At 71.8% G+C, this 22131-nt stretch carries 20 protein-coding genes; 8 read left to right on the top strand and 12 right to left on the bottom strand.

All coding sequences use genetic code 11. The features are described 5' to 3' along the window. Positions 1–32: 32 nt before the first annotated feature. Genes ACFWFZ_RS06900 through ACFWFZ_RS06865 form a run of 8 tightly spaced genes read right to left on the bottom strand, consistent with a single transcriptional unit; the run spans position 33 to position 6733 of the window. Positions 33–2087, bottom strand: a complete 2055-nt coding sequence (locus tag ACFWFZ_RS06900) for an NADH-quinone oxidoreductase subunit L (protein ID WP_387117740.1) — start codon at positions 2085–2087, stop codon at positions 33–35. Next, on the bottom strand, positions 2084–2455 hold the full coding sequence (gene nuoK, locus ACFWFZ_RS06895; protein ID WP_387117737.1) for an NADH-quinone oxidoreductase subunit NuoK: 372 nt from the start codon (positions 2453–2455) through the stop codon (positions 2084–2086). The genes ACFWFZ_RS06900 and nuoK overlap by 4 nt, the downstream gene beginning before the upstream one ends. Beyond that, positions 2455–3042: an NADH-quinone oxidoreductase subunit J gene (locus ACFWFZ_RS06890; RefSeq protein ID WP_372449428.1), complete on the bottom strand. Its 588-nt coding sequence runs from the start codon at positions 3040–3042 to the stop codon at positions 2455–2457. Before ACFWFZ_RS06890 ends, nuoK begins: the two co-directional genes overlap by 1 nt. Next, positions 3039–3659 carry a NuoI/complex I 23 kDa subunit family protein gene (locus ACFWFZ_RS06885; protein WP_387117734.1) on the bottom strand — a complete coding sequence of 207 codons (621 nt, stop codon included), beginning with the start codon at positions 3657–3659 and terminating at the stop codon, positions 3039–3041. Before ACFWFZ_RS06885 ends, ACFWFZ_RS06890 begins: the two co-directional genes overlap by 4 nt. Then, complete coding sequence (locus ACFWFZ_RS06880; RefSeq protein WP_387117731.1) at positions 3659–4627, bottom strand: NADH-quinone oxidoreductase subunit H; 969 nt, start codon at positions 4625–4627, stop codon at positions 3659–3661. Before ACFWFZ_RS06880 ends, ACFWFZ_RS06885 begins: the two co-directional genes overlap by 1 nt. Beyond that, positions 4624–5745 (bottom strand): NADH-quinone oxidoreductase subunit C, encoded by a 1122-nt coding sequence (locus ACFWFZ_RS06875; protein WP_387117729.1) that lies wholly within the window; start codon positions 5743–5745, stop codon positions 4624–4626. Before ACFWFZ_RS06875 ends, ACFWFZ_RS06880 begins: the two co-directional genes overlap by 4 nt. Further along, positions 5742–6335, bottom strand: a complete 594-nt coding sequence (locus ACFWFZ_RS06870) for an NADH-quinone oxidoreductase subunit B (protein WP_387117727.1) — start codon at positions 6333–6335, stop codon at positions 5742–5744. Before ACFWFZ_RS06870 ends, ACFWFZ_RS06875 begins: the two co-directional genes overlap by 4 nt. Next, on the bottom strand, positions 6326–6733 hold the full coding sequence (locus ACFWFZ_RS06865; RefSeq protein ID WP_030653514.1) for an NADH-quinone oxidoreductase subunit A: 408 nt from the start codon (positions 6731–6733) through the stop codon (positions 6326–6328). The genes ACFWFZ_RS06870 and ACFWFZ_RS06865 overlap by 10 nt, the downstream gene beginning before the upstream one ends. 147 nt (positions 6734–6880) lie before the next feature. Here ACFWFZ_RS06865 and ACFWFZ_RS06860 point away from each other — a divergent pair, with 147 nt between their 5' ends. The 7 genes from ACFWFZ_RS06860 (at position 6881) to ACFWFZ_RS06830 (ending at position 16624) form a co-directional block, all read left to right on the top strand. Beyond that, complete coding sequence (locus tag ACFWFZ_RS06860) at positions 6881–8062, top strand: sensor histidine kinase (protein WP_387117725.1); 1182 nt, start codon at positions 6881–6883, stop codon at positions 8060–8062. A 443-nt stretch (positions 8063–8505) separates the two neighbouring features. Then, complete coding sequence (locus ACFWFZ_RS06855) at positions 8506–9807, top strand: sensor histidine kinase (protein WP_387117723.1); 1302 nt, start codon at positions 8506–8508, stop codon at positions 9805–9807. A gap of 318 nt (positions 9808–10125) precedes the next feature. Continuing rightward, positions 10126–10785: a response regulator transcription factor gene (locus tag ACFWFZ_RS06850; RefSeq protein WP_030026962.1), complete on the top strand. Its 660-nt coding sequence runs from the start codon at positions 10126–10128 to the stop codon at positions 10783–10785. Positions 10786–10936: 151 nt separating this feature from the next. Beyond that, positions 10937–12880: a 2-oxoacid:acceptor oxidoreductase subunit alpha gene (locus tag ACFWFZ_RS06845; protein WP_387117721.1), complete on the top strand. Its 1944-nt coding sequence runs from the start codon at positions 10937–10939 to the stop codon at positions 12878–12880. After that, a complete protein-coding gene (locus tag ACFWFZ_RS06840) occupies positions 12873–13952 on the top strand; it encodes a 2-oxoacid:ferredoxin oxidoreductase subunit beta (RefSeq protein ID WP_387117718.1) in 1080 nt (359 codons plus the stop codon). Before ACFWFZ_RS06845 ends, ACFWFZ_RS06840 begins: the two co-directional genes overlap by 8 nt. 177 nt (positions 13953–14129) lie before the next feature. After that, positions 14130–15074, top strand: a complete 945-nt coding sequence (gene rarD, locus ACFWFZ_RS06835; RefSeq protein ID WP_387117715.1) for an EamA family transporter RarD — start codon at positions 14130–14132, stop codon at positions 15072–15074. 233 nt (positions 15075–15307) lie between these two features. Then, on the top strand, positions 15308–16624 hold the full coding sequence (locus ACFWFZ_RS06830) for a M28 family metallopeptidase (RefSeq protein WP_387117712.1): 1317 nt from the start codon (positions 15308–15310) through the stop codon (positions 16622–16624). A gap of 69 nt (positions 16625–16693) precedes the next feature. Here the strand turns inward: ACFWFZ_RS06830 and ACFWFZ_RS06825 are convergent, their stop codons facing one another. The 4 genes from ACFWFZ_RS06825 to ACFWFZ_RS06810 all read right to left on the bottom strand — a co-directional run bounded on the left by ACFWFZ_RS06825 (position 16694) and on the right by ACFWFZ_RS06810 (position 19876). Further along, a complete protein-coding gene (locus ACFWFZ_RS06825) occupies positions 16694–17110 on the bottom strand; it encodes a hypothetical protein (RefSeq protein WP_387117709.1) in 417 nt (138 codons plus the stop codon). Next, positions 17107–17310 (bottom strand): ribbon-helix-helix domain-containing protein, encoded by a 204-nt coding sequence (locus ACFWFZ_RS06820; RefSeq protein ID WP_225884906.1) that lies wholly within the window; start codon positions 17308–17310, stop codon positions 17107–17109. The genes ACFWFZ_RS06825 and ACFWFZ_RS06820 overlap by 4 nt, the downstream gene beginning before the upstream one ends. A 104-nt stretch (positions 17311–17414) precedes the next feature. Next, positions 17415–18626, bottom strand: a complete 1212-nt coding sequence (locus tag ACFWFZ_RS06815; protein WP_387117706.1) for an outer membrane lipoprotein carrier protein LolA — start codon at positions 18624–18626, stop codon at positions 17415–17417. A 239-nt stretch (positions 18627–18865) separates the two neighbouring features. After that, positions 18866–19876: a polyprenyl synthetase family protein gene (locus tag ACFWFZ_RS06810; RefSeq protein ID WP_387117703.1), complete on the bottom strand. Its 1011-nt coding sequence runs from the start codon at positions 19874–19876 to the stop codon at positions 18866–18868. A 240-nt stretch (positions 19877–20116) separates the two neighbouring features. Here ACFWFZ_RS06810 and ACFWFZ_RS06805 point away from each other — a divergent pair, with 240 nt between their 5' ends. After that, entirely contained in the window at positions 20117–22123 is a 2007-nt protein-coding gene (locus ACFWFZ_RS06805) for a CocE/NonD family hydrolase (protein ID WP_387117700.1), read from the top strand. Positions 22124–22131 lie beyond the last annotated feature (8 nt).

Genomic DNA, 22131 nt, shown 5'->3' with positions numbered 1-22131 from the left:
CGGGCTGATATCAATCACGGCTGACTCACGGCTCACGATCCGGCGTTGACGTTGGCGAGGACGGCGGTGGCGATCGCCAGGACCACGGCGCCGGCGAGCAGGGCGCTCAGGTAGCTCTGCACGTTGCCGGTCTGGGCGCGGCGTACGAGGCCGCCGAGCAGCCGGGTGCCGCTGCCCGCGCCGCGGACGTAGGTGTCCACGACCTCGCGGTCGAGGAAGCGGACGAGGCTCGCGGCGCCGCGTACGGGCCGGACGAGGAGCCGGTCGTAGACGGCGTCGAGGTGGAAGCCGTCGGCCGCGTGGCGGTGCAGGGGGCCCAGGAGGGCCCGGCCGGGGTCCGCGGCGGGTCCCGCCGGGACGGTGGGGTGCTCGTGGGTGACCTCCGCGACCTCGGGCGTCTCGGCCGCGGACTCGGCGGCCGCGGTGGCCGCGGACACCGTGGCGGCCACGGCGGCGGGCTGCTCGGCGGCCGTCTCGCCGCCGGCGGCTGCGCTCGCGGGGGCGGCGGCGGTCTTCGCGGTGGCGCGCTGCCAGAGGGCGTAGGTGAGCATCGCGCCGATGACGGCGGCGCCCGTGCCGAGGACCGAGGTGGCCACGGTCGGGGTGAGGGCCCTGCCGTCGAACCAGTCGGCGATCGAGTCGGCCGCGAGGCCGAAGGCGACCGTCGGGATGGCCAGCAGCCACAGCACGCCCGTCATGGCGAGGGGCTCCCTGCCGTGGTCGGGGGCGGCTGCGCCCCGGCCGCGGAAGGCCATCAGCCACAGCCGGGCGGCGTAGGCGGCGGTGAGCAGTGCGGTGAGCACGCCGGCGATCAGCACCAGCCAGCCGGCGGCGCCGGGAGCGAGGTCCGAGTGGCCGGTGGCGGTCTGCTCGGCGGCGACGAGCACGGCTTCCTTGGAGAAGAAGCCGGCGAAGGGCGGGATGGCGGCGAGCGCGAGCAGCGCGATCGTCATCGTCCAGAAGGCGTCGGGAATGCGCTTGGCCAGGCCGTCCATCCGGGACATAGCGGCCAGGGAGTTCGTACCGGCGGCATGGATGATCACGCCCGCGCCCAGGAAGAGGAGCGCCTTGAAGGCGCCGTGGGACAGGAGGTGGAAGACGGCGGCGCCGCGGTCGCCGACGGCCAGGGCGCCGGTCATGTAGGCGAGCTGGCCGATCGTGGAGTAGGCGAGCACCCGCTTGATGTCGTCCTGGGCGAGGGCGGCGAGGCCGGAGCCGACCATCGTGACGGCCGCCATGACGGCCATGACCACCAGTGCGGCGGCTGAGGCCGCGAAGACGGGCAGGAGGCGGGCGATGAAGTAGACACCGGCGGCGACCATCGTCGCGGCGTGGATCAGCGCGGAGACGGGGGTGGGGCCGGCCATCGCGTCGGGGAGCCAGGTGTGCAGCGGGAACTGCGCGGACTTGCCCGCGACTCCGGCGAGCAGGAGCAGCGCGACGAGCGTCGGGTGGTCGAGTCCGCCGGCGGCGACGGTCCCGAGGATCTTCGCGATCCGGAAGGAGCCGGCGTCGGTGGCGAGCGCGAACAGGCCGATGAGGAAGGGGACGTCGCCGAGCTTGGTGACGAGGAAGGCCTTCAGGGAGGCGGAGCGGGCCGCTTGGGTCTCCCAGTAGTGGCCGACGAGGAAGTACGAGCAGATGCCCATGACTTCCCAGCCGACGAGCAGCACCATCAGGTCGCCGGAGTAGACGACGAGCAGCATGGCGGAGGTGAACAGCGAGACGAGGGCGGCGTACGACGGGTAGCGCGGGTCCTCACGGAGGTACGCCGTCGAGTAGAGCTGTACGCAGGTGGCGACGACTCCGACCAGGACGGCGACCAGTGCGGCGAAGCCGTCGATGTAGAGCGAGAGGTCGATCGGCACCGAGCCGGTCGGGGTCAGCTCGGTCGCGGTGCTGATGGGCTGACCGCCGCCCTGGCGGACGGCGACGGCGACGGTCACGGCCAGTACGGCGGCCGCGAGCGTCGGCAGGATCGCGAGCGGGCGGACGAATCCGGGGGCGCTGCGGCCCAGCAGCAGGCCCGCCACCGCGCCCAGGAAGGGCAGCAGCGGGACGAGGACGGCGAGGGTCGTGGTGCTCACGCGGCGACCTCCGGCCGGGCGGTGCCGGTGCTGTCGCCGGCGTCGTTCGGGTAGGGCTCGTGGCCTTCGGCGGTGTCGCGCAGGCGGTCGACGTCCGAGGTGCCGCGGTTGCGGTACACCATCAGCACGATCGCGAGGCCGATGCCGATCTCGGCGGCGGCGATGGCGATGGTGAAGAGGGTGAGGGCCTGGCCGGCGTGCAGGGTGTCGCGCAGCCATACGTCGAAGGCCACCAGGTTGAGGTTGACGGCGTTGAGCATCAGCTCGACGGACATCAGGACCAGGATGGCGTTGCGGCGGGCGAGTACTCCGTACAGGCCGGTGCAGAAGAGGAGCGCCGCGAGCACGGCGGGGTAGGCGAGGTGCATCAGCGCTGCCCCTTGTCGCTGGCGTCGGCGGGGTCGTTGCGGCGGGACAGCACGATGGCGCCGATCAGGGCGGCGAGGAGGAGGACCGAGAGCGCCTCGAAGGGCAGCACCCAGTGCTGGAAGAGGATCTCTCCGGAGACCTTCGTGGAGCCCTGGACCGGCCCGTCCAGGTCGATCCATGTGGTGCGGAAGGCGTCGACGACCACCCACACCAGGGCCACGGCCGCGACGACGGCGACACCGAGCGCGATCCACCGGTTGCCGGAGTCCGCGTCCGGGGAGCGGCCGATGGGGGCCTTGGTGAGCATCAGCCCGAAGAGGAGGAGCACGACCACGGAACCGAGGTAGATCAGGACCTGTACCCAGGCGATGAACTCGGCGGTCAGCAGCAGGTACTCCACGGCGATACCGCCGAGTGCGACGACCAGCCAGAGGGCGGCGTGCACCAGCTGCTTGGTGGTGACCGTGACGAGGGCCGCGCCGAAGGTGGCGAGGCCCACGAGGAGGAAGGCGATCTCGACGCCGGTCGGGGACAGGAACCCGGGCCCGGTGGTGGCGGCTGCGGCCAGGGTGGCGGCGGGGGTCACGCGTCTGCCTCCCGGGTCGGGGTGGTCGGCGGTTCGTTCTCGGCGGCCTGCGCGGTTTCGGTTGCTGCGGCGGCTGCCGCGGCTGCTGCCGCCGCTGCCGCGGCCTCGGCCTTCTCCACGGCCTTGCGGGCGGCGGCGAGCTCCTTGGGTTCCTCGGCGGCCGGGTCCAGGGCGGGCGGGGCCGGGACGGTCCACATCCACTCGCGGAGTTTGTCCCGCTCGTGGGTCAGCTCGTGGATGTCGGTCTCCGCGTACTCGAACTCCGGCGACCAGAAGAGGGCGTCGAAGGGGCACACCTCGATGCAGATGCCGCAGTACATGCAGAGGGAGAAGTCGATGGCGAAGCGGTCGAGCACGTTGCGGCTGCGCTCGCGGCCGCCGGGGGTGGAGGCGGGGACCGTCTCCTTGTGGGAGTCGATGTAGATGCACCAGTCGGGGCATTCACGGGCGCACAGCATGCAGACCGTGCAGTTCTCCTCGAACAGGCCGATGACCCCGCGGGAGCGGGGCGGGAGTTCGGGCTGGACCTCGGGGTACTGGGCCGTGTGCGAGCGCTTCGTCATCGTGCGCAGCGTGACGGCCAGGCCCTTGGCGAGGCCGGATCCGGGGATGGGCATTACTGGATCGCCACCTTCACGATGCCGGTGAGCGCGATCTGGGCGAGCGCGAGCGGGATGAGTGTGGTCCAGGCGAGCTTCTGCAGCTGGTCCTCGCGCAGGCGCGGGTAGCTCACCCGGAGCCAGATCACGACGAAGGCGAGGACCGCGGTCTTGAGCAGGGTCCAGACCCAGCCGAGGCCTTCGGCGCCGAAGGGGCCGTGCCAGCCGCCGAGGAAGAGGACGGTGGTGAGGAAGCAGAGGACGACGATGCCGGCGTACTCGGCGAGCAGGAACAGCGCGAAGCGCAGGCCGGTGTACTCGGTGTACGCGCCGAAGATGATCTCGGAGTCGGCCACGGGCATGTCGAAGGGGGGCCGCTGCAGTTCGGCGAGGCCGGCGGTGAAGAAGACGAGCGCGCCGACGATCTGCCAGGGCAGCCACCACCACTCGAAGCCCTCGACGATGCCGGTGAGGGAGACCGTCCCCGCGGCCATCGCCACGGAGGCGGCGGCCAGCAGCATGGGGAGCTCGTAGGCGAGCAGCTGGGCGGCGGTGCGCAGGCCTCCGAGCAGGGAGAACTTGTTCGCCGAGGCCCAGCCGGCCATGAGGGAGCCGAGGACTCCGACGCCCATGACGGCGAGCACGAAGAACACGCCGGCGTCGATGACCTGGCCGACCGCGCCCTCGCCGGGGCCGATCGGGATGGCGAGGAGGACGAGGAGGTACGGCAGCAGGGCGACGGCGGGGGCCAGCTGGAAGATCCGGCGGTCGGCGCCCGCCGGGACGACGTCTTCCTTCTGCGCGAACTTCACGCCGTCGGCGACGAGCTGGGCCCAGCCGTGGAAGCCGCCGGCGTACATGGGGCCGAGGCGGCCCTGCATGTGGGCCATCACCTTGTGCTCGGTCTGCCCGACGACGAGCGGGAGCACGAGGAAGACGGCGAAGACGACGATCAGCCGCAGGGCGACGTCGAGGACGTCGTTCACGCGTCGCCTCCGTTGTCGGTGGTGGTGGTGTTGGTGGGGTCGGTCTCGGGATCGGCCTTCGGAGCCGGCTCGGGGGCCGGCTCGTCGAAGGCGGGCTTCGGGTCGTGCCAGGGGGCGTCGGAGCTGCGGGGTGCGGGGCGGCGCGGCGGGCGCGCCCCCTCGTCCGCGGCGGGCGCGGCCTGGCCGGCCGAGCCGCCGTCCGCAGCGGGGGCCTGGCTCGCGGAGCCGTCCGCCACCGAGCGGGTACGGCGCGGCGGACGGGCCGGGGCCTCCGGGGCCTCCGCGCCCGGGGCCTCCGCGCCCGGGGCGGGCGCGCCCGGGGCGGGGGCCTGGCTCGCGGAGCCGTCCGCCACCGAGCGGGTACGGCGCGGCGGACGGGCCGGGGCCTCCGGGGTGGGGGCTTCGCCGGCCTGGGTGGCCGAGCCCTCGGCGACCGAGCGGGTCCGGCGGACGGGTGCGCCCTCGCGCGGGGTGCGGGCGGCGGGGCCCGCCGCTCCGGCGGCGCGCGGGGTGCGGGCCGGCCGGGCCGGGGCCGGCGGGAGCTGGCCCTTCAGCGGGCCCCAGTCGTTGGGGTCGGGTACGCCCGGCGGCAGCATCTGACGGCGCTTGGGGGCGTCCGGGTCGTGGGCCTCGCCCGGCTCCTTCGCCCCCGGCCAGGCCTTCGCGACGCGCGCCGCCAGCACGAAGTCCTTGCGCAGCGGGTGCCCCTCGAAGTTCTCCGGGAGGAGGAGGTGCACCAGGTGCGGGTGGTCGGTGAAGGTGATCCCGAACATCTCGAACGTCTCGCGCTCGTGCCATTCCGCTCCCGCGTAGACGGCGACCGCCGACGGCAGGGAGGGGGCGCTGTGCGGGACGGTCGTGCGCAGCAGGAGGCGGCGTACGCGGTGGTTCTCCAGCGAGACGACGTGCGCGCACACCCGGAAGCCGGTGCCGGGCTCGTCCACCGCGCTCAGCCAGTCGAAGTACGTGCAGCCCAGCTTGTCCCGGGCGATCTCCAGGCAGGAGATCCAGCTGCCGACGGGCACGTCCACCGTGAGGACGTCGTACGAGCGCTCGGCGACGGCCTCGGCGCCGAAGACCGTCGGCGCGGCGTCGGGGAGGGAGTCGTAGAGGTTCACGCGCCGGCCTCCCCGGTAGGCGCGGTCGGGGGCGTGACCAGGCCGCTGGTCAGCTGGGAGACGGACGGCCCGGGGGCGTAGCGCTCGGCCAGCGACTCACGGGCGATCTTCTCCTGGAGCTTGAGGATGCCCTGGAGGAGCGCTTCCGGTCGCGGCGGGCAGCCGGGCACGTAGACGTCGACGGGGATGATCTGGTCGACGCCCTTGGTCACCGAGTACGAGTCCCAGTACGGGCCGCCGCAGTTGGAGCAGGCACCGAAGGAGATGACGTACTTCGGCTCCGGCATCTGCTCGTAGAGCCGCTTGACGGCGGGGGCCATCTTGTCCGTGACGGTGCCCGAGACGATCATCAGGTCGGCCTGGCGCGGACCCGGTGCGAAGGGGATGACACCGAGGCGGATGAAGTCGTGCCGGGCCATCGACGCGGCGATGAACTCGATCGCGCAGCAGGCGAGGCCGAAGTTGAAGACCCACAGGCTGTACCGGCGGCCCCAGTTCAGGACCACCTTCATCGGTTCTGGGGCCAGGCGGGAGAGGACTCCGAGGCGCCTGGGCTCCGGGAGCAGCTCCGGCTGAGGTGTCACGTCCATTCGAGGACGCCCTTCTTGTACGCATAGAGCAGGCCGACGGCCAGGAAGCCCAGGAAGATGAACATCTCGACCAGGGTCGTGGCGCCGTAGCCGGCGGCGGCGAAGACCGTCGCCCACGGGAACAGGAAGATCGAGTCGACGGCGAAGATGACGTAGAGGAAGGCGTAGACGTAGTAGCGGACCTGGGTGTGCGCCCAGCCCTCGCCGACGGGGTCCACGCCGCATTCGTAGGTCAGCAGCTTCTCGCGGGTCGGCACGACCGGCCGCAGGAGGCGGCCGGCACCGAAGGCGACGGCCACGAAGAGCACACCGAGGGCCGCCAGCAGACCGACGACCGAATAACTCCGGAAGTAGTCCGCCGCGAGCACGGTTACGGTCGATACCGTTGGTTCGGACACGTCCGTTCCTCGCTCCTCGGTCACTGTCGACGATCTGGTACGGACGGGAGTCTAGGGCCTGCCTCACACGGGGTGGGGTTATCCCCCGTTCACAGCACCCCGGACACCCCATGGCATCGGGGGACCCGGCTTGACAGGCTGTGGCGCATGACCACGAGCCATGCCGTCCCCGACAACGATCGCCCTCCTCCCGTACGGCCCGTATTCAGTGCCGTCACGTGGAAGGAAATCGCCCATCTGGTGACCAATCTGCCAGAGGGGATCATCGGATTCGTTTACGCGGTTGTCATGGTTTCCACCACCGGCGGTCTTTCCGTGACCGCGATCGGACTTCCTTTGCTGGCGGTCGGTCTCTTTTTGTCCCGTCAATGGGGACGGCTCGAACGGGCCCGCGCGCGATGGCTGCTGGGCGTACGGGTGGAGGAGCCGACCCCGATCCCCGGGCCGCGTCGGTCCGGCGGATTCTTCCCCTGGCTGTGGACGGGCATCAAGGATCCGGTCGGCTGGCGGACCGTGCTGTACCAGCTGATCCGGCTGCCGTGGGGAGTACTCACCTTCACGGTAGTCCTCACCGGCCTCTTCGTGCTGTGGCCTGTGCTGCCGTACCTGGTGCGGCTGCTGGCCGACGCGGACCGGGCGATGGTACGGGGGCTCCTGTCGCCTTCCGACGGCCTGGAGCGGCGGATCGCGGAACTGGAGTCCGACCGGGGCGTGGTGGTCGACACCGCGGCGGCGGACCTGCGGCGCATCGAACGGGACCTGCACGACGGGGCGCAGGCGCGGCTGGTCGCGCTGGCGATGGGACTGGGCCTGGCGAAGGAGAAGCTGCTGGAGGACCCGGAGGGCGCGGCGGCGATGGTCGACGAGGCCCACGGGGAGGTGAAGCTGGCCCTCCAGGAGCTGCGGGACCTGGCGCGCGGCATCCACCCGGCGGTGCTGACCGACCGGGGGCTGGACGCGGCGCTGTCGTCGGTGGCGGCGCGGTGCGTGGTGCCGGTGAAGGTGCTGGTGGACCTGCCGGCGGGGCAGGAGGCCCGGCCGGCGGAGGCGATCGAGGGGATCGCGTACTTCGTGGTGTCCGAGCTGCTGCAGAACGTGAGCAAGCACGCGAGGGCGCGGGGCGCGACCGTGGAGGTGTGGCGGGCGGGGGCCCGGCTGGTCATCCGGGTGTCGGACGACGGGCGGGGCGGGGCGGACACGTCCGGCGGGAGCGGGCTGGCGGGGCTGGCGGAGCGGCTGGACGCGGTGGACGGGGTGCTGGTGGTGGACTCCCCCGAGGGGGAGGGGACGGTGGTGACGGCGGAGCTGCCGTGGCGGGGGCGCCGCTGATCTTTCGGCCGCCGGTCGGCCGGGTGCGGATGGCCTGCCGGCCGATGCGGATGGCCTGCCGGCCGGTGCGGTTGGCCGGTCGGCCGGTGCGGATGGCCTGCCGGCCGGTGCGGTTGGTCGGTGTTGAGCGGGGCTCTCGTCCGGGTGGGCGGGGGTCCCGCTTCGTTCGGGGCGTGCGGCGCCGTTTCCCGGGGCGCCGCCCCGGACCCCGCGCCTCAAACGCCGGCGAGGCTGAAACGGCGCGGCCGGCCCCGTGCCGAAACGCCGGCGAGGCTGAAACGGCGCGGCCGGCCCCGTGCCGCAAACGCCGGCGGGCTGGGCGGTGCGGGGCCGAGGGGTGGGGTTAACCCCCGGGTGGAGATGCCTACTCGCCGCATGGTCTCGGGGCGGGGGCGGCCGGGAGGGTGGGGGTGTAGGCGAGGAGCGGAAGGGCGGGTCGGGAGATGGACGACGGCAAGAGCGGGCGTGGCGGTGTCGGGGCGGTGCTGTGGGCCCCGGTGGCGGGGCGGACCTGGCGGGAGTTCGCGTACCTGCTGGTCGGTCTGCCGCTGAGCACGCTGTACTTCTCGCTCGCCATCACGGGCGTGAGCCTCGGCGCCGGGATGCTCGTCACCTTCCTCGGCGTGCCGGTCCTGGCGGGCGCCCTCACGATGTGCCGTGGGTTCGGGCGGCTGGAGCGGGCCCGGGTGCGCGCGCTGCTGGGGGCGGACATCACCGAGCCCGCGCCGATCCGGGCGAAGAAGAGCGGGCCGCTGGCCGCCATGGGCGCGGTGCTCATGAGCGGGAGCGCCTGGCGGCACCTGCTGTACTCGGTGATCCACTTCCCGTGGGCGGTGTTCGGTTTCTGCCTGGCACTGACGTTCTGGGCGGCTGGTTGGGCCTACCTGCTGTACCCGCTGTGGTTCTGGGTCTTCCCCGCCTTCACCGACCAGCCCGGGCTCCAGCTCTTCCAGAACGACGGCTACTCCTTCTACCTCGACTCCCCCGCGGAGATCGCGCTCACCTGCCTGGTCGGGCTGGCCTTCACCCTCGCCACCCCGTGGGTGATCCGGGCGCTGACCACCGTGGACCGGGTCATGGTCGGCGGGCTGCTCGGGACGTCCCGGCTGGACAGCAGGGTCACCGAGCTGGAGTCCGACCGGGGGGTCGTCGTGGACACCGCCGCCGCCGACCTGCGGCGCATCGAACGGGACCTGCACGACGGGGCACAGGCCCGGCTGGTCTCGCTGGCCATGGACCTGGGGATGGCCCGCGAGAAGCTGGCCGAGGACCCGCAGGCCGCCGCCCGGCTGGTGGACGAGGCGCACGGCGAGGTGAAGATCGCCCTCCAGGAGCTGCGGGATCTGGCCCGCGGGATCCACCCGGCGGTGCTGACGGACCGGGGACTGGACGCGGCACTGTCCGCGGTGGCCTCGCGGTGCGCCGTGCCGGTACGGGTGGCCGTGGATCTCCCGGCCCGGCCGGCCGCGGCGATCGAGGGGATCGCCTACTTCACGGTCTCGGAGCTGCTGCAGAACATCAGCAAGCACGCCGGGGCCCGGTCCGCCTCGGTGGACGTGTGGAAGTCCGGTGGCCGGCTGCTGCTGCAGGTCGCCGACGACGGCCGGGGCGGGGCGGACGTGTCCGGCGGGAGCGGGCTGGCGGGGCTGGCCGAGCGGCTGGACGCTGTCGACGGGGTGCTGGTCGTCGACTCCCCCGAGGGCGAAGGGACGACGGTGACCGCCGAGCTGCCGTGGCGGGCGTAGCCCGCAGCAGCCGGGTCCGGGTTCGGGCGCAGGGCCGGGACTCCCGTCCGGGGTGGGCGGGGGGCCCGCTCACGCGTCCGGTGCGGCGCCGCTCCCCGGGGTCTGCCCCGGACCCCGCGCCTCCCGTGCCGGCGAGGCCAAAACGGCGGTGAATCCGGTACCTGGGCTTTCCGTCCTCTCGGCATGCGAAAACTCCCCCCGTACGCCCACGCGTTGTCCCGGCTCTGCCTTCACCGGGACTTAAGGCTGGGATGCTTGGCTGGGTCGGGGTAGTACGGGAACGAGTGACGCGGGAGCTGCTGAGTCGTGGAAGACAGGGTGCGGGTGGTCATCGCCGAGGATTCAGTGCTGCTGCGTGAGGGCCTGACCCGGTTGCTGACCGACCGGGGGCATGACGTCGTGGCGGGCGTCGGGGACGCGGAAGCCCTGATCAAGACGGTGGCGGAGCTGGCTGCCGAGGATGCGCTGCCGGACGTGGTGGTGGCGGACGTGCGGATGCCGCCGACGCACACCGACGAGGGCGTACGGGCCGCCGTGCGGCTGCGTCGCGATCACCCCGGGATAGGCGTGCTCGTGCTGTCGCAGTACGTGGAGGAGCAGTACGCCACCGAGCTCCTGGCCGGTTCGAGTACCGGAGTGGGGTATCTGCTGAAGGACCGGGTGGCCGAGGTGCGGGAGTTCCTGGACGCGGTGGTCCGGGTGGCCCGGGGCGGCACCGCCCTGGACCCCGAGGTCGTCGCCCAGCTGCTCGGGCGCAGCCGGAAGCAGGACGTGCTGGCGGGGCTGACGCCGCGCGAGCGCGAGGTGCTCGGGCTGATGGCCGAGGGCCGTACGAACTCCGCCGTGGCGAAGCAGCTGGTCGTGAGCGACGGCGCGGTGGAGAAGCACGTCAGCAACATCTTCATGAAACTGGGCCTCTCGCCGAGTGACGGGGATCACCGGCGGGTTCTGGCCGTTCTCACCTATCTGAAGTCTTGATCGACTGACACTCTGTCAGATACGGCATACCGGCAGGGCCGTCTCAAAGAGCGGTCCTACGGTCCAGAATGTGGTCGCTCCTGGGGGCCTGATCCCTACCGACGTAGGGTGGGTTATGGGGGTGCTCACGCCTCGAAGGAGGTCCAGTTCAGTGACCAGCCAGGTCAGCAGCCCAGCCGAGCAGGCCGACGGGGCCGGGGGTGCGACTGTCGGTGGGCAGCGCGCTCCGGGGAGTCCGGACGGCAAGGAAGTACGGCGTCTCGATCGGGTGATCATCCGGTTCGCGGGTGACTCCGGTGACGGTATGCAGCTCACCGGTGACCGGTTCACCTCGGAGACGGCGTCGTTCGGGAACGACCTGTCGACGCTGCCGAACTTCCCGGCCGAGATCCGCGCCCCCGCCGGCACCCTGCCCGGCGTCTCCTCCTTCCAGCTCCACTTCGCCGACCACGACATCCTCACCCCCGGCGACGCGCCGAACGTGCTGGTGGCGATGAACCCGGCCGCACTGAAGGCGAACATCGCCGACGTGCCGCGCGGCGCGGAGATCATCGTCAACACGGACGAGTTCACCAAGCGCCCCATGGCCAAGGTCGGCTACGAGACCTCCCCGCTGGAGGACGGCTCGCTGGCCGGCTACAACCTGCACCCGGTGCCGCTGACCACGCTGACGGTGGAGGCGCTGAAGGACTTCGGGCTCTCCCGCAAGGAGGCCGAGCGCAGCAAGAACATGTTCGCGCTGGGCCTGCTGTCGTGGATGTACCACCGGCCCACCGAGGCCACGGAGAGCTTCCTGCGGCAGAAGTTCGCGAAGAGGCCCGAGATCGCCGAGGCGAACATCGTGGCCTTCCGGGCCGGTTGGAACTTCGGGGAGACGACGGAGGACTTCGCGGTCTCCTACGAGGTGGCGCCCGCGACCCAGGCCTTCCCCACCGGCACCTACCGCAACATCTCCGGGAACCTGGCCCTCTCCTACGGCCTCATCGCCGCGAGCCAGCAGGCCGAGCTGCCCCTCTACCTGGGCTCCTACCCCATCACCCCGGCCTCGGACATCCTGCACGAGTTGTCGAAGCACAAGAACTTCGGCGTGCGGACCTTCCAGGCCGAGGACGAGATCGCCGGCATCGGGGCGGCGCTCGGCGCGGCCTTCGGCGGGGCGCTCGGGGTGACCACCACCTCCGGGCCCGGCGTGGCGCTCAAGTCGGAGACGATCGGTCTCGCGGTGTCGCTGGAACTTCCGCTGCTGATCGTGGACATCCAGCGCGGCGGCCCCTCCACCGGTCTGCCGACGAAGACCGAGCAGGCGGACCTCCTCCAGGCCATGTACGGCCGCAACGGCGAGGCGCCCGTCCCGATCGTGGCGCCGAGGACCCCGGCGGACTGCTTCGACGCCGCCCTCGACGCGGCCCGGATCGCGCTGACGTACCGGACCCCGGTCTTCCTGCTCTCCGACGGCTACCTCGCCAACGGCTCCGAGCCGTGGCGGATCCCGGAGGTCGCGGACCTGCCGGACCTGAAGGTCAAGTTCGCCGCCGCCACGAACCACACCCTCGCCGACGGCTCCGAGGTCTTCTGGCCCTACAAGCGGGATCCGCAGACGCTGGCCCGGCCCTGGGCGGTCCCGGGCACTCCCGGCCTGGAACACCGCATCGGCGGCATCGAGAAGCAGGACGGCACGGGCAACATCTCCTACGACCCGGCCAACCACGACTTCATGGTCCGCACCCGCCAGGCCAAGGTCGACGGCATCGAGGTGCCCGAACTCGACGTCGACGACCCGGACGGCGCCGCCACCCTGGTCCTCGGCTGGGGTTCCACCTACGGCCCCATCACCGCCGCGGTCCGCCGGGTCCGCGGCGCCGGGCTCCCCGTCGCGCAGGCCCACCTGCGCCACCTCAACCCCTTCCCCAGGAATCTCGGCGAGGTCCTGGAGCGTTACGAGAAGGTAGTGGTGCCGGAGATGAACCTCGGGCAGCTCGCCACCCTGATCCGGGCGAAATACCTGGTTGACGCCCGGTCTTGCAACCAGGTCAACGGAATGCCGTTCAAGGCCGAGCAGCTCGCCAAGGTTTTCAAGGAGGCCATCGATGACTGAGGTGACGGAGGCGACCGACGGGGCGCGGACCCTGCTCTCGCTGGTGCCCAAGGCCGAGAGCAAGCAGTCGATGAAGGACTTCAAGTCGGACCAGGAGGTCCGCTGGTGTCCGGGGTGCGGCGACTACGCCGTGCTCGCCGCGGTCCAGGGCTTCATGCCCGAGCTGGGACTGGCGAAGGAGAACATCGTCTTCGTCTCCGGCATCGGGTGCTCCTCCCGTTTCCCGTACTACATGAACACCTACGGGATGCACTCGATCCACGGCCGGGCCCCCGCCATCGCGACGGGCCTGGCCACCTCCCGCCGCGACCTGTCGGTGTGGGTGGTCACGGGTGACGGCGACGCGCTCTCCATCGGCGGCAACCACCTCATCCACGCCCTGCGCCGCAACGTCAACCTGAAGATCCTGCTCTTCAACAACCGGATCTACGGCCTGACCAAGGGCCAGTACTCCCCCACCTCCGAGGTGGGCAAGATCACGAAGTCGACGCCTATGGGCTCGCTCGACGCGCCCTTCAACCCGGTGTCGCTGGCGATCGGCGCCGAGGCCTCCTTCGTCGCCCGCACCGTCGACTCCGACCGCAAGCACCTCACCGAGGTGCTGCGCCAGGCCGCCGACCACCAGGGCACGGCGCTCGTCGAGATCTACCAGAACTGCAACATCTTCAACGACGGCGCCTTCGAGGTCCTCAAGGACAAGGACCAGGCCCGCGAGGCGGTGATCAGGCTGGAGCACGGCCGGGCGATCCGGTTCGGCGCGGACGACGAGAAGGGCGTCGTGCGCAACCAGGCCACCGGCGACCTGGAGGTCGTCGACGTGACCCCCGCCAACGAGGCGCAGGTCCTGGTCCACGACGCGCGGACCGCCAGCCCCACCACGGCGTTCGCGCTCTCCCGCCTCGCCGACCCGGACACCCTGCACCGGACCCCGATCGGTGTCTTCCGCAGTGTCGAGCGGCCGGTCTACGACACGCTCATGGCCGACCAGCTCGACGCGGCCGTCGACCGCAGCGGCAAGGGCGACCTCGGCGCCCTGCTGAACGGCAACGACACCTGGACCGTCGTCGGCTGACCCGCCCGCGCGACCCACGGCCGCCGAAAGCCCGGACCCCCCAGGGGCCCGGGCTTTCGGCGTGTGCGGCCGGCAACGCACTGCAGTGTCATGAGTATCTCGTGATTACGGGCATGACATCTGGCCCGTACGGCGATACCGTCGTGGAAGTTGGCTGGAAGTCGCACAGGAGGCCCCGTGAAGGCGGAGAACGAGCAGCGCACGGGTTTGCTCTACGGATTCGGCGCTTACGGGATGTGGGGGCTGGTACCCCTCTTCTGGCCCCTCCTGATGCCCGCCGGGGCCGTCGAGATCCTCGCCCACCGCATGACCTGGTCCCTGGCCGTGGTCGGGCTGGCACTGCTCGCGGTGCGCCGCTGGGGCTGGATACGGGAGCTGCTGCGCCAGCCGCGCAAGCTCGGCCTGACGGCGCTGGCCGCGTCGGTGATCAGCGTGAACTGGGGCCTGTACATCTGGTCGGTCAACAACGGCCACGTCGTCGAGTCGAGCCTCGGCTACTTCATCAACCCGCTGGTCAGCATCGCCATGGGCGTGCTGGTGCTGGGCGAGCGGCTGCGCCGCGCCCAGTGGGTGGCCGTCGGCATCAGCCTCGTCGCCGTGCTCGTGCTGGCCGTCGGCTACGGGCGGCCGCCGTGGATCTCCCTGGCCCTGGCGTGCTCCTTCGCGACGTACGGGCTGATCAAGAAGAAGCTCAACATGGGCGGGCTGGAGTCGCTGGCCGCCGAGACGGCCATGCTCTTCCTCCCGGCCCTCGGCTACCTGCTGTGGTTGGGCGCGCAGGGCCAGTCCAGCTTCACCTCGCAGGGCGTCGGCCACGCGCTGCTGCTGGCCGCGACCGGCCTGGTCACGGCGATCCCGCTGGTGTTCTTCGGGGCGGCCGCCATCCGGGTCCCGCTGTCCACCCTCGGGCTGCTCCAGTACATGGCCCCGGTGTTCCAGTTCGGGCTGGGCGTCCTGTACTTCCACGAGGCCATGCCGCCCGAGCGCTGGGCCGGCTTCTCCCTGGTGTGGGCCGCGCTGGCCCTCCTGACCTGGGACGCGCTGCGGACGGCGCGGCGCTCCCGCGCCCGGCTGGAGGCGGCTGCCGTGGTCGTACCCGCGCCGGCCCGCGAACCCGCGTAACGACCGCGGGAGGGCGCGCACCAGCGGACGCCCCCGGCCCCACGATCCCCGGTACGGAACCCCCGTACCGGGGATCGTCCGTTTTCCGAACCGCCCTGACCGAATTGTGGTCTTGACGCACCGTCACGCTTTCACTGACCATCAGGCTCGCACTGACGCACTGACGCACTAACGCTCACCCGCTCTATCTCGCTCGTTCCGTCATATCCCCAGCGGAATCCCGGAGCCCCCACATGAGCCTGTCCGTCTCCCGGCGCCTCGCTGCCGTGACCGCTCTCGCGGTCGCCGGCCTGTTCGCCTCCGCCGCCCCCGCCGCCCTCGCCGCCCCCACGGCGGTCGCGGCGGCGCCGACCCCGCCCGACATACCGCTGGCCAACGTCAAGGCCCACCTGTCGCAGCTCTCGACCATCGCCGCCAACAACGGCGGCAACCGCGCCCACGGCCGGGCCGGCTACAAGGCCTCGATCGACTACGTGAAGGCCAAGCTCGACGCGGCGGGCTTCACCACGACGCTGCAGACCTTCACCTCCAGCGGCGCCACCGGCTACAACCTGATCGCCGACTGGCCGGGCGGCGACCCGAACTCGGTCCTGATGGCCGGCGCGCACCTGGACTCGGTGACCTCGGGCGCGGGCATCAACGACAACGGCTCCGGCAGTGCGGCCGTCCTGGAAACGGCCCTCGCCGTCTCCCGGGCCGGGCTGCAGCCCACCAAGCACCTGCGCTTCGGCTGGTGGGGCGCGGAGGAGCTGGGCCTGGTCGGGTCGAGGTACTACGTCAACAACCTGCCGACGGCCGAGCGGGCCAAGTTCGCCGGGTACCTGAACTTCGACATGATCGGCTCGCCGAACCCGGGCTACTTCGTCTACGACGACGACCCGACGATCGAGCAGACCTTCAAGAACTACTACGCCGGCATCGGGGTCCCGACCGAGATCGAGACGGAGGGCGACGGACGCTCCGACCACGCCTCGTTCAAGAACGTGGGCATCCCCGTCGGCGGCCTGTTCACCGGCGCCAGCAACACCAAGACCTCCGCGCAGGCGCAGAAGTGGGGCGGCACCGCCGGCCAGTCCTTCGACCGCTGCTACCACTCCTCCTGCGACAACACCTCGAACATCAACGACACCGCCCTGGACCGCAACGCGGACGCCGTCGCCTACGCGATCTGGAACCTGGGCGCGTCCACCCCGGTCCCGCCCGGCCCGTCCTTCGAGAACACGACGGACGTGACCATCCCGGACTCCCCCGCCGCGGCGGTCACCTCGTCGATCACGGTCTCGGGCGTCACGGGCAACGCGCCGGCCACCACCAAGGTGGACGTGAACATCGTCCACACCTACCGCGGTGACCTGGTGGTCGACCTGCTCGCCCCGGACGGCACGGTCTACAACCTGCACAACCGCTCCGGCGGCAGCGCCGACAACCTCGTGCAGTCGTACACCGTCAACGCCTCCAGCGAGGTCGCCAACGGCGTCTGGAAGCTCCGGGTCAAGGACTCGGCCGCGCAGGACGTCGGCTACATCAACAGCTGGAAGATCACCTTCTAGCCGTACCGGGGCACCGGCCCCGGCCTCTCCTCAGGGCTCCGGCATGATCCGCCCGGATCGTGCCGGAGCTCAGGCGTCCTCGGCGCTGGCCCGGGACGAGGCCTCCAGCGGCTCCCTCATCCGGGCGCGCAGCTCCTCGGCCACGGCGGCGACGTCCGCGCGGCCCAGCTTCGCCGCCTCGACCAGGTCGCCCAGCTCCTCCGGCGAGGGCAGCTTCGCGGCCCCGGCCACGCGCAGGTAGGAGCGGGTCGCCGCGGCCGCGTAGAACTCGTTCATCGGTGATTCCAGCGCCGGGCAGACCGCGAGGGTGTGCAGAAACGCGGCGGCCCGCCACGCGGTGTCCGGGGCGGGCTGTTCTGGCACCAGGACCAGGTCGTTCTGGTGCCGGGCGACCGCGGCGGCCACCCCGGAGGGATCCCACACCGCGGGATCCGACGGGAGATGGTGGGCCAGAGCGGTCCAGGCCCACTCCATGGTGATCTTCAATTGCCGAACCGCTCCTGGAAATAGCCCCAGTGATCGGCGAACTCCTCTATGCCGGAGAGGAAGTTCTTCCGGTCCTCGTCGAGTTCACGCTCCGTGACCTCTGTGATCAGAGCGGTGACCGTCGTCCCCAGTGCCGCCGCGCGCGCCTTGAGGCGCTCGTGGAACTCTTCGTCCAGGCGGATGGTGACGTGTCTCGACATGCCCAACACCGTACAGCGGACGCGCTGTACGGGCAGCGGTAACGACGCAAGGGTGGGCAGGGACACAGTCCCCGCCCACCCTCGGCGCTCACCGCACGGAGCGGCTACTTGTCGGCGTCGGCCGCCTTCACCAGCGAGTCCTTGGTGACCGCACCGGCGTAGACCTTGCCGTCGTCGGTGACCAGGACGTTGAACAGGCGGGTCGACATGACCCGGCCCTCACCGAACTTCCCGTTGACCTTGTCCCCGAGGGAGTCGAGGAACTGCTTGGCCTCCTTGGGCGTGTTCTTGTCGTTCTCCAGGTCCCCCAGGCTCCTGCCCGTCCCGGAGTCGATGCGCGCGATCGTCGCCCAGCCCTCGCCGAGCACCTTCACGTCGCCCTTGCCGCCAGGACCGCCGGCCAGGCCGTCCAGGCCGGGGAAGGACTCCAGCGCCTTGAACGCGCTGTCCTTGTCGCCCTTGCCGTGCCCGTCGGAGCCCTCGGTCACCTTGGCGCCCTTGGGCGGGGTGAAGGCGAAGGTGTCGGCGGCCGGCTTGGCGAAGTCCACCTTGGTGAATCCGGCGTCCACGATCGGCTTGCCGCCCTGCGCCGAGAGCAGCCGCACGCGCAGCGGCACGCCGTTCCGGGCGTCCACCGCGATCTGCACCGATCCGACCGTCGAGCCGGCCTGCTTGGGCTTGAGCACCAGCTGGTAGGCGTCCCGGCCGGCCACCTGCGCGGTCTCGCCCACGCTGACGTCCGTGGTGGGACCGGCGGCCGCCAGGATCTCCTCGGCGAGCTTCTGGGGGGAGGCGGCCAGCCGGTCACCGGTCTTGTGCTCCCTGCCCGCGCCCTTGCCGGCCTGGTCCGACGGGGAGGCCTTCTGGTGGAAGACCTCGTTCGACTTGGAGTCGTAGCCCCACACGTCGTCGCCGTTGTGGATGAGGCTGTACTCGTCCTTGCCGTCCAGGAAGGTGAGCCGCTGGCGGTCCTCGCCGTCGGCCGCCACACGGAAGGTGTGGGTGCCGTTCGCCAGCTGTGCGACCTTGTCCTCCGGGTTCGCCGAGCCGCCCGCGACGCCACCGCCGCCGAGCAGCCCGGAGGCGATCTTCGGCAGGCCCAGGTCGGTGCTGATCTTCGCCGTGCCCGACAACTGCTCCACGTCCGAGGCGGCGACCTTCTCGATCAGCTGCTGCGCCGTCACCTTGGGCAGGTCGGGCCCGCCGGAGTTGGCGAAGGCCGGGACCATCGCCACACTCGCCGCGGCGACACCCGCCACCGCGACCGGTACGGCGTACCGGACGGCCTTGCGAGAAGTCTTCGAGTTCGCTGCCATGTCAGTGCCCTGCCCTCTGTGTCGACTGCGGCGATCCGCCGGACGCCGCGCTCACCCGATCCGGTGGGGTTGATGACTCCATCTGACCAAAACGGCGGCGCCGGGGCGTCAGTCCCCGGAAGCAACTGGGCGTACGACCGTGGGATGACATGGAACGGGCCCTCCTCCCCCGACCCGTAGGGGTCGGCGGGCGGAGGGCCCGTCCTGCGTCGTCGGGCGCAACCGCCCGTCCGCGGGCGTCAGCCGGCGCGGTGCACCACCGCGTCGCACAGCTCCTCCAGAGCCGCCTTCGCGAAGCACTCGGGCAGCGGTGCGAGCGTGGCGCGCGCGTCCTGCGCGTAGCGGATGGTGTCGCGCCGGGCCTGCTCCAGGGCGGGGTGCGCCCGCAGCCGGGTGAGCACCTCGGCGTGGCGGGCGTCGTCCGCCAGGTCGCCGTCCAGCAGCGTGACGAGCTCCAGGTCCTCCGGACGGCCGTCCCGCGCGGCCATCTCGCGCAGCCGCAGCACGGGCAGCGTCGGGATGCCCTCGCGCAGGTCGGTGCCCGGGGTCTTGCCGGACTCGTGGGCGTCGGAGGCGATGTCGAGGACGTCGTCGGCGAGCTGGAAGGCGGTGCCGAGCCGCTCGCCGTACTGGGTCAGGATGTCGACGACCGACTCGTCGGCGCCGGACATCAGCGCGCCGAAGCGGCCGGAGACCGCGATCAGCGAGCCGGTCTTGCCGGCGATGACGTCGAGGTAGTGGGCGACGGGGTCGCGGCCGTCGCGCGGACCGGCCGTCTCCAGGATCTGGCCCGTCACGAGCCGCTCGAAGGCCTCGGCCTGGATGCGGACGGCCTCGGGCCCGAGGTCGGCCAGGATGTGCGAGGCACGGGCGAAGAGGAAGTCACCCGTCAGGACGGCCACCGAGTTGCCCCAGCGGGCGTTGGCGCTCTCCACGCCGCGGCGCACGTCGGCCTCGTCCATGACGTCGTCGTGGTAGAGCGTCGCCAGGTGGGTGAGTTCCACGACCACGGCGGACGGGACGATCCCGGGCGCGTAGGGGTCGCCGAAACGGGACGCGAGCATGACCAGCAGCGGCCGGAACCGCTTGCCTCCGGCCCGGACCAGGTGCTGCGCGGCCTCGGTGATGAAGGGGACTTCGCTCTTGGTGGCTTCCAGCAGACCCGCCTCGACGGCGGCCAGTCCGGCCTGGACATCGGTCTCAAGAGCCTGGTCCCGCACGCTCAGTCCGAACGGCCCGACGACGGTCACGAGGGGTACTCCTGTCTGCTGACGATCACGCTGACGATCACATGGATTGTCGATGTGTCGCTGCCATCACTCAAGCCAGCGTATCGGGTCTGTTTTCGATCACCGAGAGGGCCTTCCCGGCCACCCTCCCCACACTGCCCGATGGGCACCGGTATGTTCGGGAGGAGCAGAAACAACCGGAGCGTACGTTTTGCCCGGAACTCCACTGAGGCTGCGGCGAGGCGATTGGTGGCAGAACCGATGATCATCCGAACCGAGTTCCCGTACGGCACCACCCACGAGGATGTCCGGATCCCGCTCCGCGACGGAGTGGAGCTGTACGCGCGGATCTGGCGCCCCGTGACCGGCGAGCCCGTCCCGGCCCTGCTGGAGTACCTCCCGTACCGGCTCACCGACTGGACCGCGCCGCGCGACTGGCAGCGCCACCCCTGGTACGCGGGGCACGGCTACGCCTCCGTACGGGTCGACGTGCGCGGGCACGGGTGCAGCGGCGGCCTGCCCGGCGACGAGTACGACGCCCGCGAGCTCGCCGACGGGGTCGCGGTGGTGGAGTGGCTGGCGGCGCAGGAGTGGTGCACGGGGTCGGTGGGGATGTTCGGGATCTCGTGGGGCGGGGTCAACTCCCTCCAGATCGCCGCTCTCGCCCCCGAGCCGCTCAAGGCGGTCGTGACCGTCTGCTCGACCGACGACCGCTACGACAACGACGTGCACTACATGGGCGGCTCGGTGCTCGCCGTGGACATGCACGCGTGGGCGGCGACCATGCTGGCCTTCGCCTCGCGGCCGCCGGACCCGCTCTACGCCGGGGACGGCTGGCGCGCGCAGTGGCTGGACCGGCTGGGGGCGGTGGAACCGCTGATCCACACCTGGCTCTCGCACCAGACCCGCGACGCCTACTGGCGCCACGGCAGCGTCTGCGAGGACTACGGGGCGATCGGCGCGGCCGTGCTGGCCGTCGGCGGCTGGCACGACCCGTACCGGGACACCGTGCTGCGGCTGGTGGAGCACCTGCCGTCCGCGCGGGTGCGGGGCCTGATCGGCCCCTGGTCGCACCAGTACCCGGACCGCGGGCTGCCGCCGGGGCCCGCGATCGGCTTCCTCCAGGAGACCCTGCGCTGGTGGGACCACTGGCTGAAGGGGGCCGACAACGGGGTGATGGAGGAGCCGCTGCTGCGTGCCTGGATCAGCGACGCGCACCCGCCGGCGACCGTGTACGAGGAGCTGCCGGGGCGCTGGGTCGGCGAGAAGGCCTGGCCCTCGCCGACCGTGATCCCCGTGCCGTACGTATTCCAGGGCCTGCCGGTGGCCGTCGCCTCCCCGCAGCACACCGGGCTGGACGCGGGCCGCTTCTTCCCCTTCGGCAACGACGCCGACCTGCCGCCGGACCAGCGGGAGGAGGACGCGAAGTCGGCCTGCTTCGAGTTCCCGGTGGGCGGCGCGGAGCCGGTGGAGATCCTGGGCCGGCCGTCGGTGACCCTGCGGCTGCGGCTCGACGTGCCGTACGGGCAGGTCGTGGCCCGGCTGTGCGACGTCGCCCCGGACGGCTCCTCGACGCTGGTCACGCGGGGCGCGCTGAACCTCTCCGCCCGCCAGGGCCGGGACCGGGCCGCGCCGTGGCCGGTGGGCTCGTACGAGGACGTCACCTTCGAGCTGAACGGCATCGGCCACGCCTTCCCCCCGGGGCACCGGATCCGCCTCGCGGTGTCCTCCGCGTACTGGCCGTGGATCTGGCCGCGGGCCGGGTCCGAGGCCGGCTGGACGCTGGACCCGGCGGGCAGCTCGGTGACCCTGCCGGTGCGGGCGGCCTCCCCGGCCGGCGAGGGCGGGATCGTCTTCGAGCCGCCGGAGCAGGCGCCGCCGCTGGGCGTCTCGTTCCCGGCCACCCTGGACGAGCCGGGCCCGGAGCGGCTGGTCGTACGGGACGTCGCGCGCGGGACCTGGCGGCTGGAGGTGGACCCGCGCTACGGGGGCACCCGGGTCTACCCGGACGGCCTGGAGTACGACGAGGACGCGACCGAGGTGTACGAGATCCAGGACGGGGACCCGCTTTCGGCCCGGGCCCGCTCGCAGTGGCGGATCCGGCTCCACCGGCCGGAGTCGGGCTGGGAGACGCGGGTGGAGACCCGCTCGGAGGTCCGTTGCGACGAGGGCGGCTTCCTGACGGCGAACGAGGTGGTGTGCCGGGAGGGGGACGAGGTCGTCTTCCACCGCACATGGGAACGCCGCATCCCGCGCGCGGCGGGCTGAGCGCCCCG

Origin of the sequence: Streptomyces sp. NPDC060232 (assembly GCF_042726555.1) — a bacterium.
Taxonomy (GTDB): Bacteria; Actinomycetota; Actinomycetes; order Streptomycetales; family Streptomycetaceae; genus Streptomyces.
This window is presented reverse-complemented; position numbering and strand designations above follow the sequence as displayed.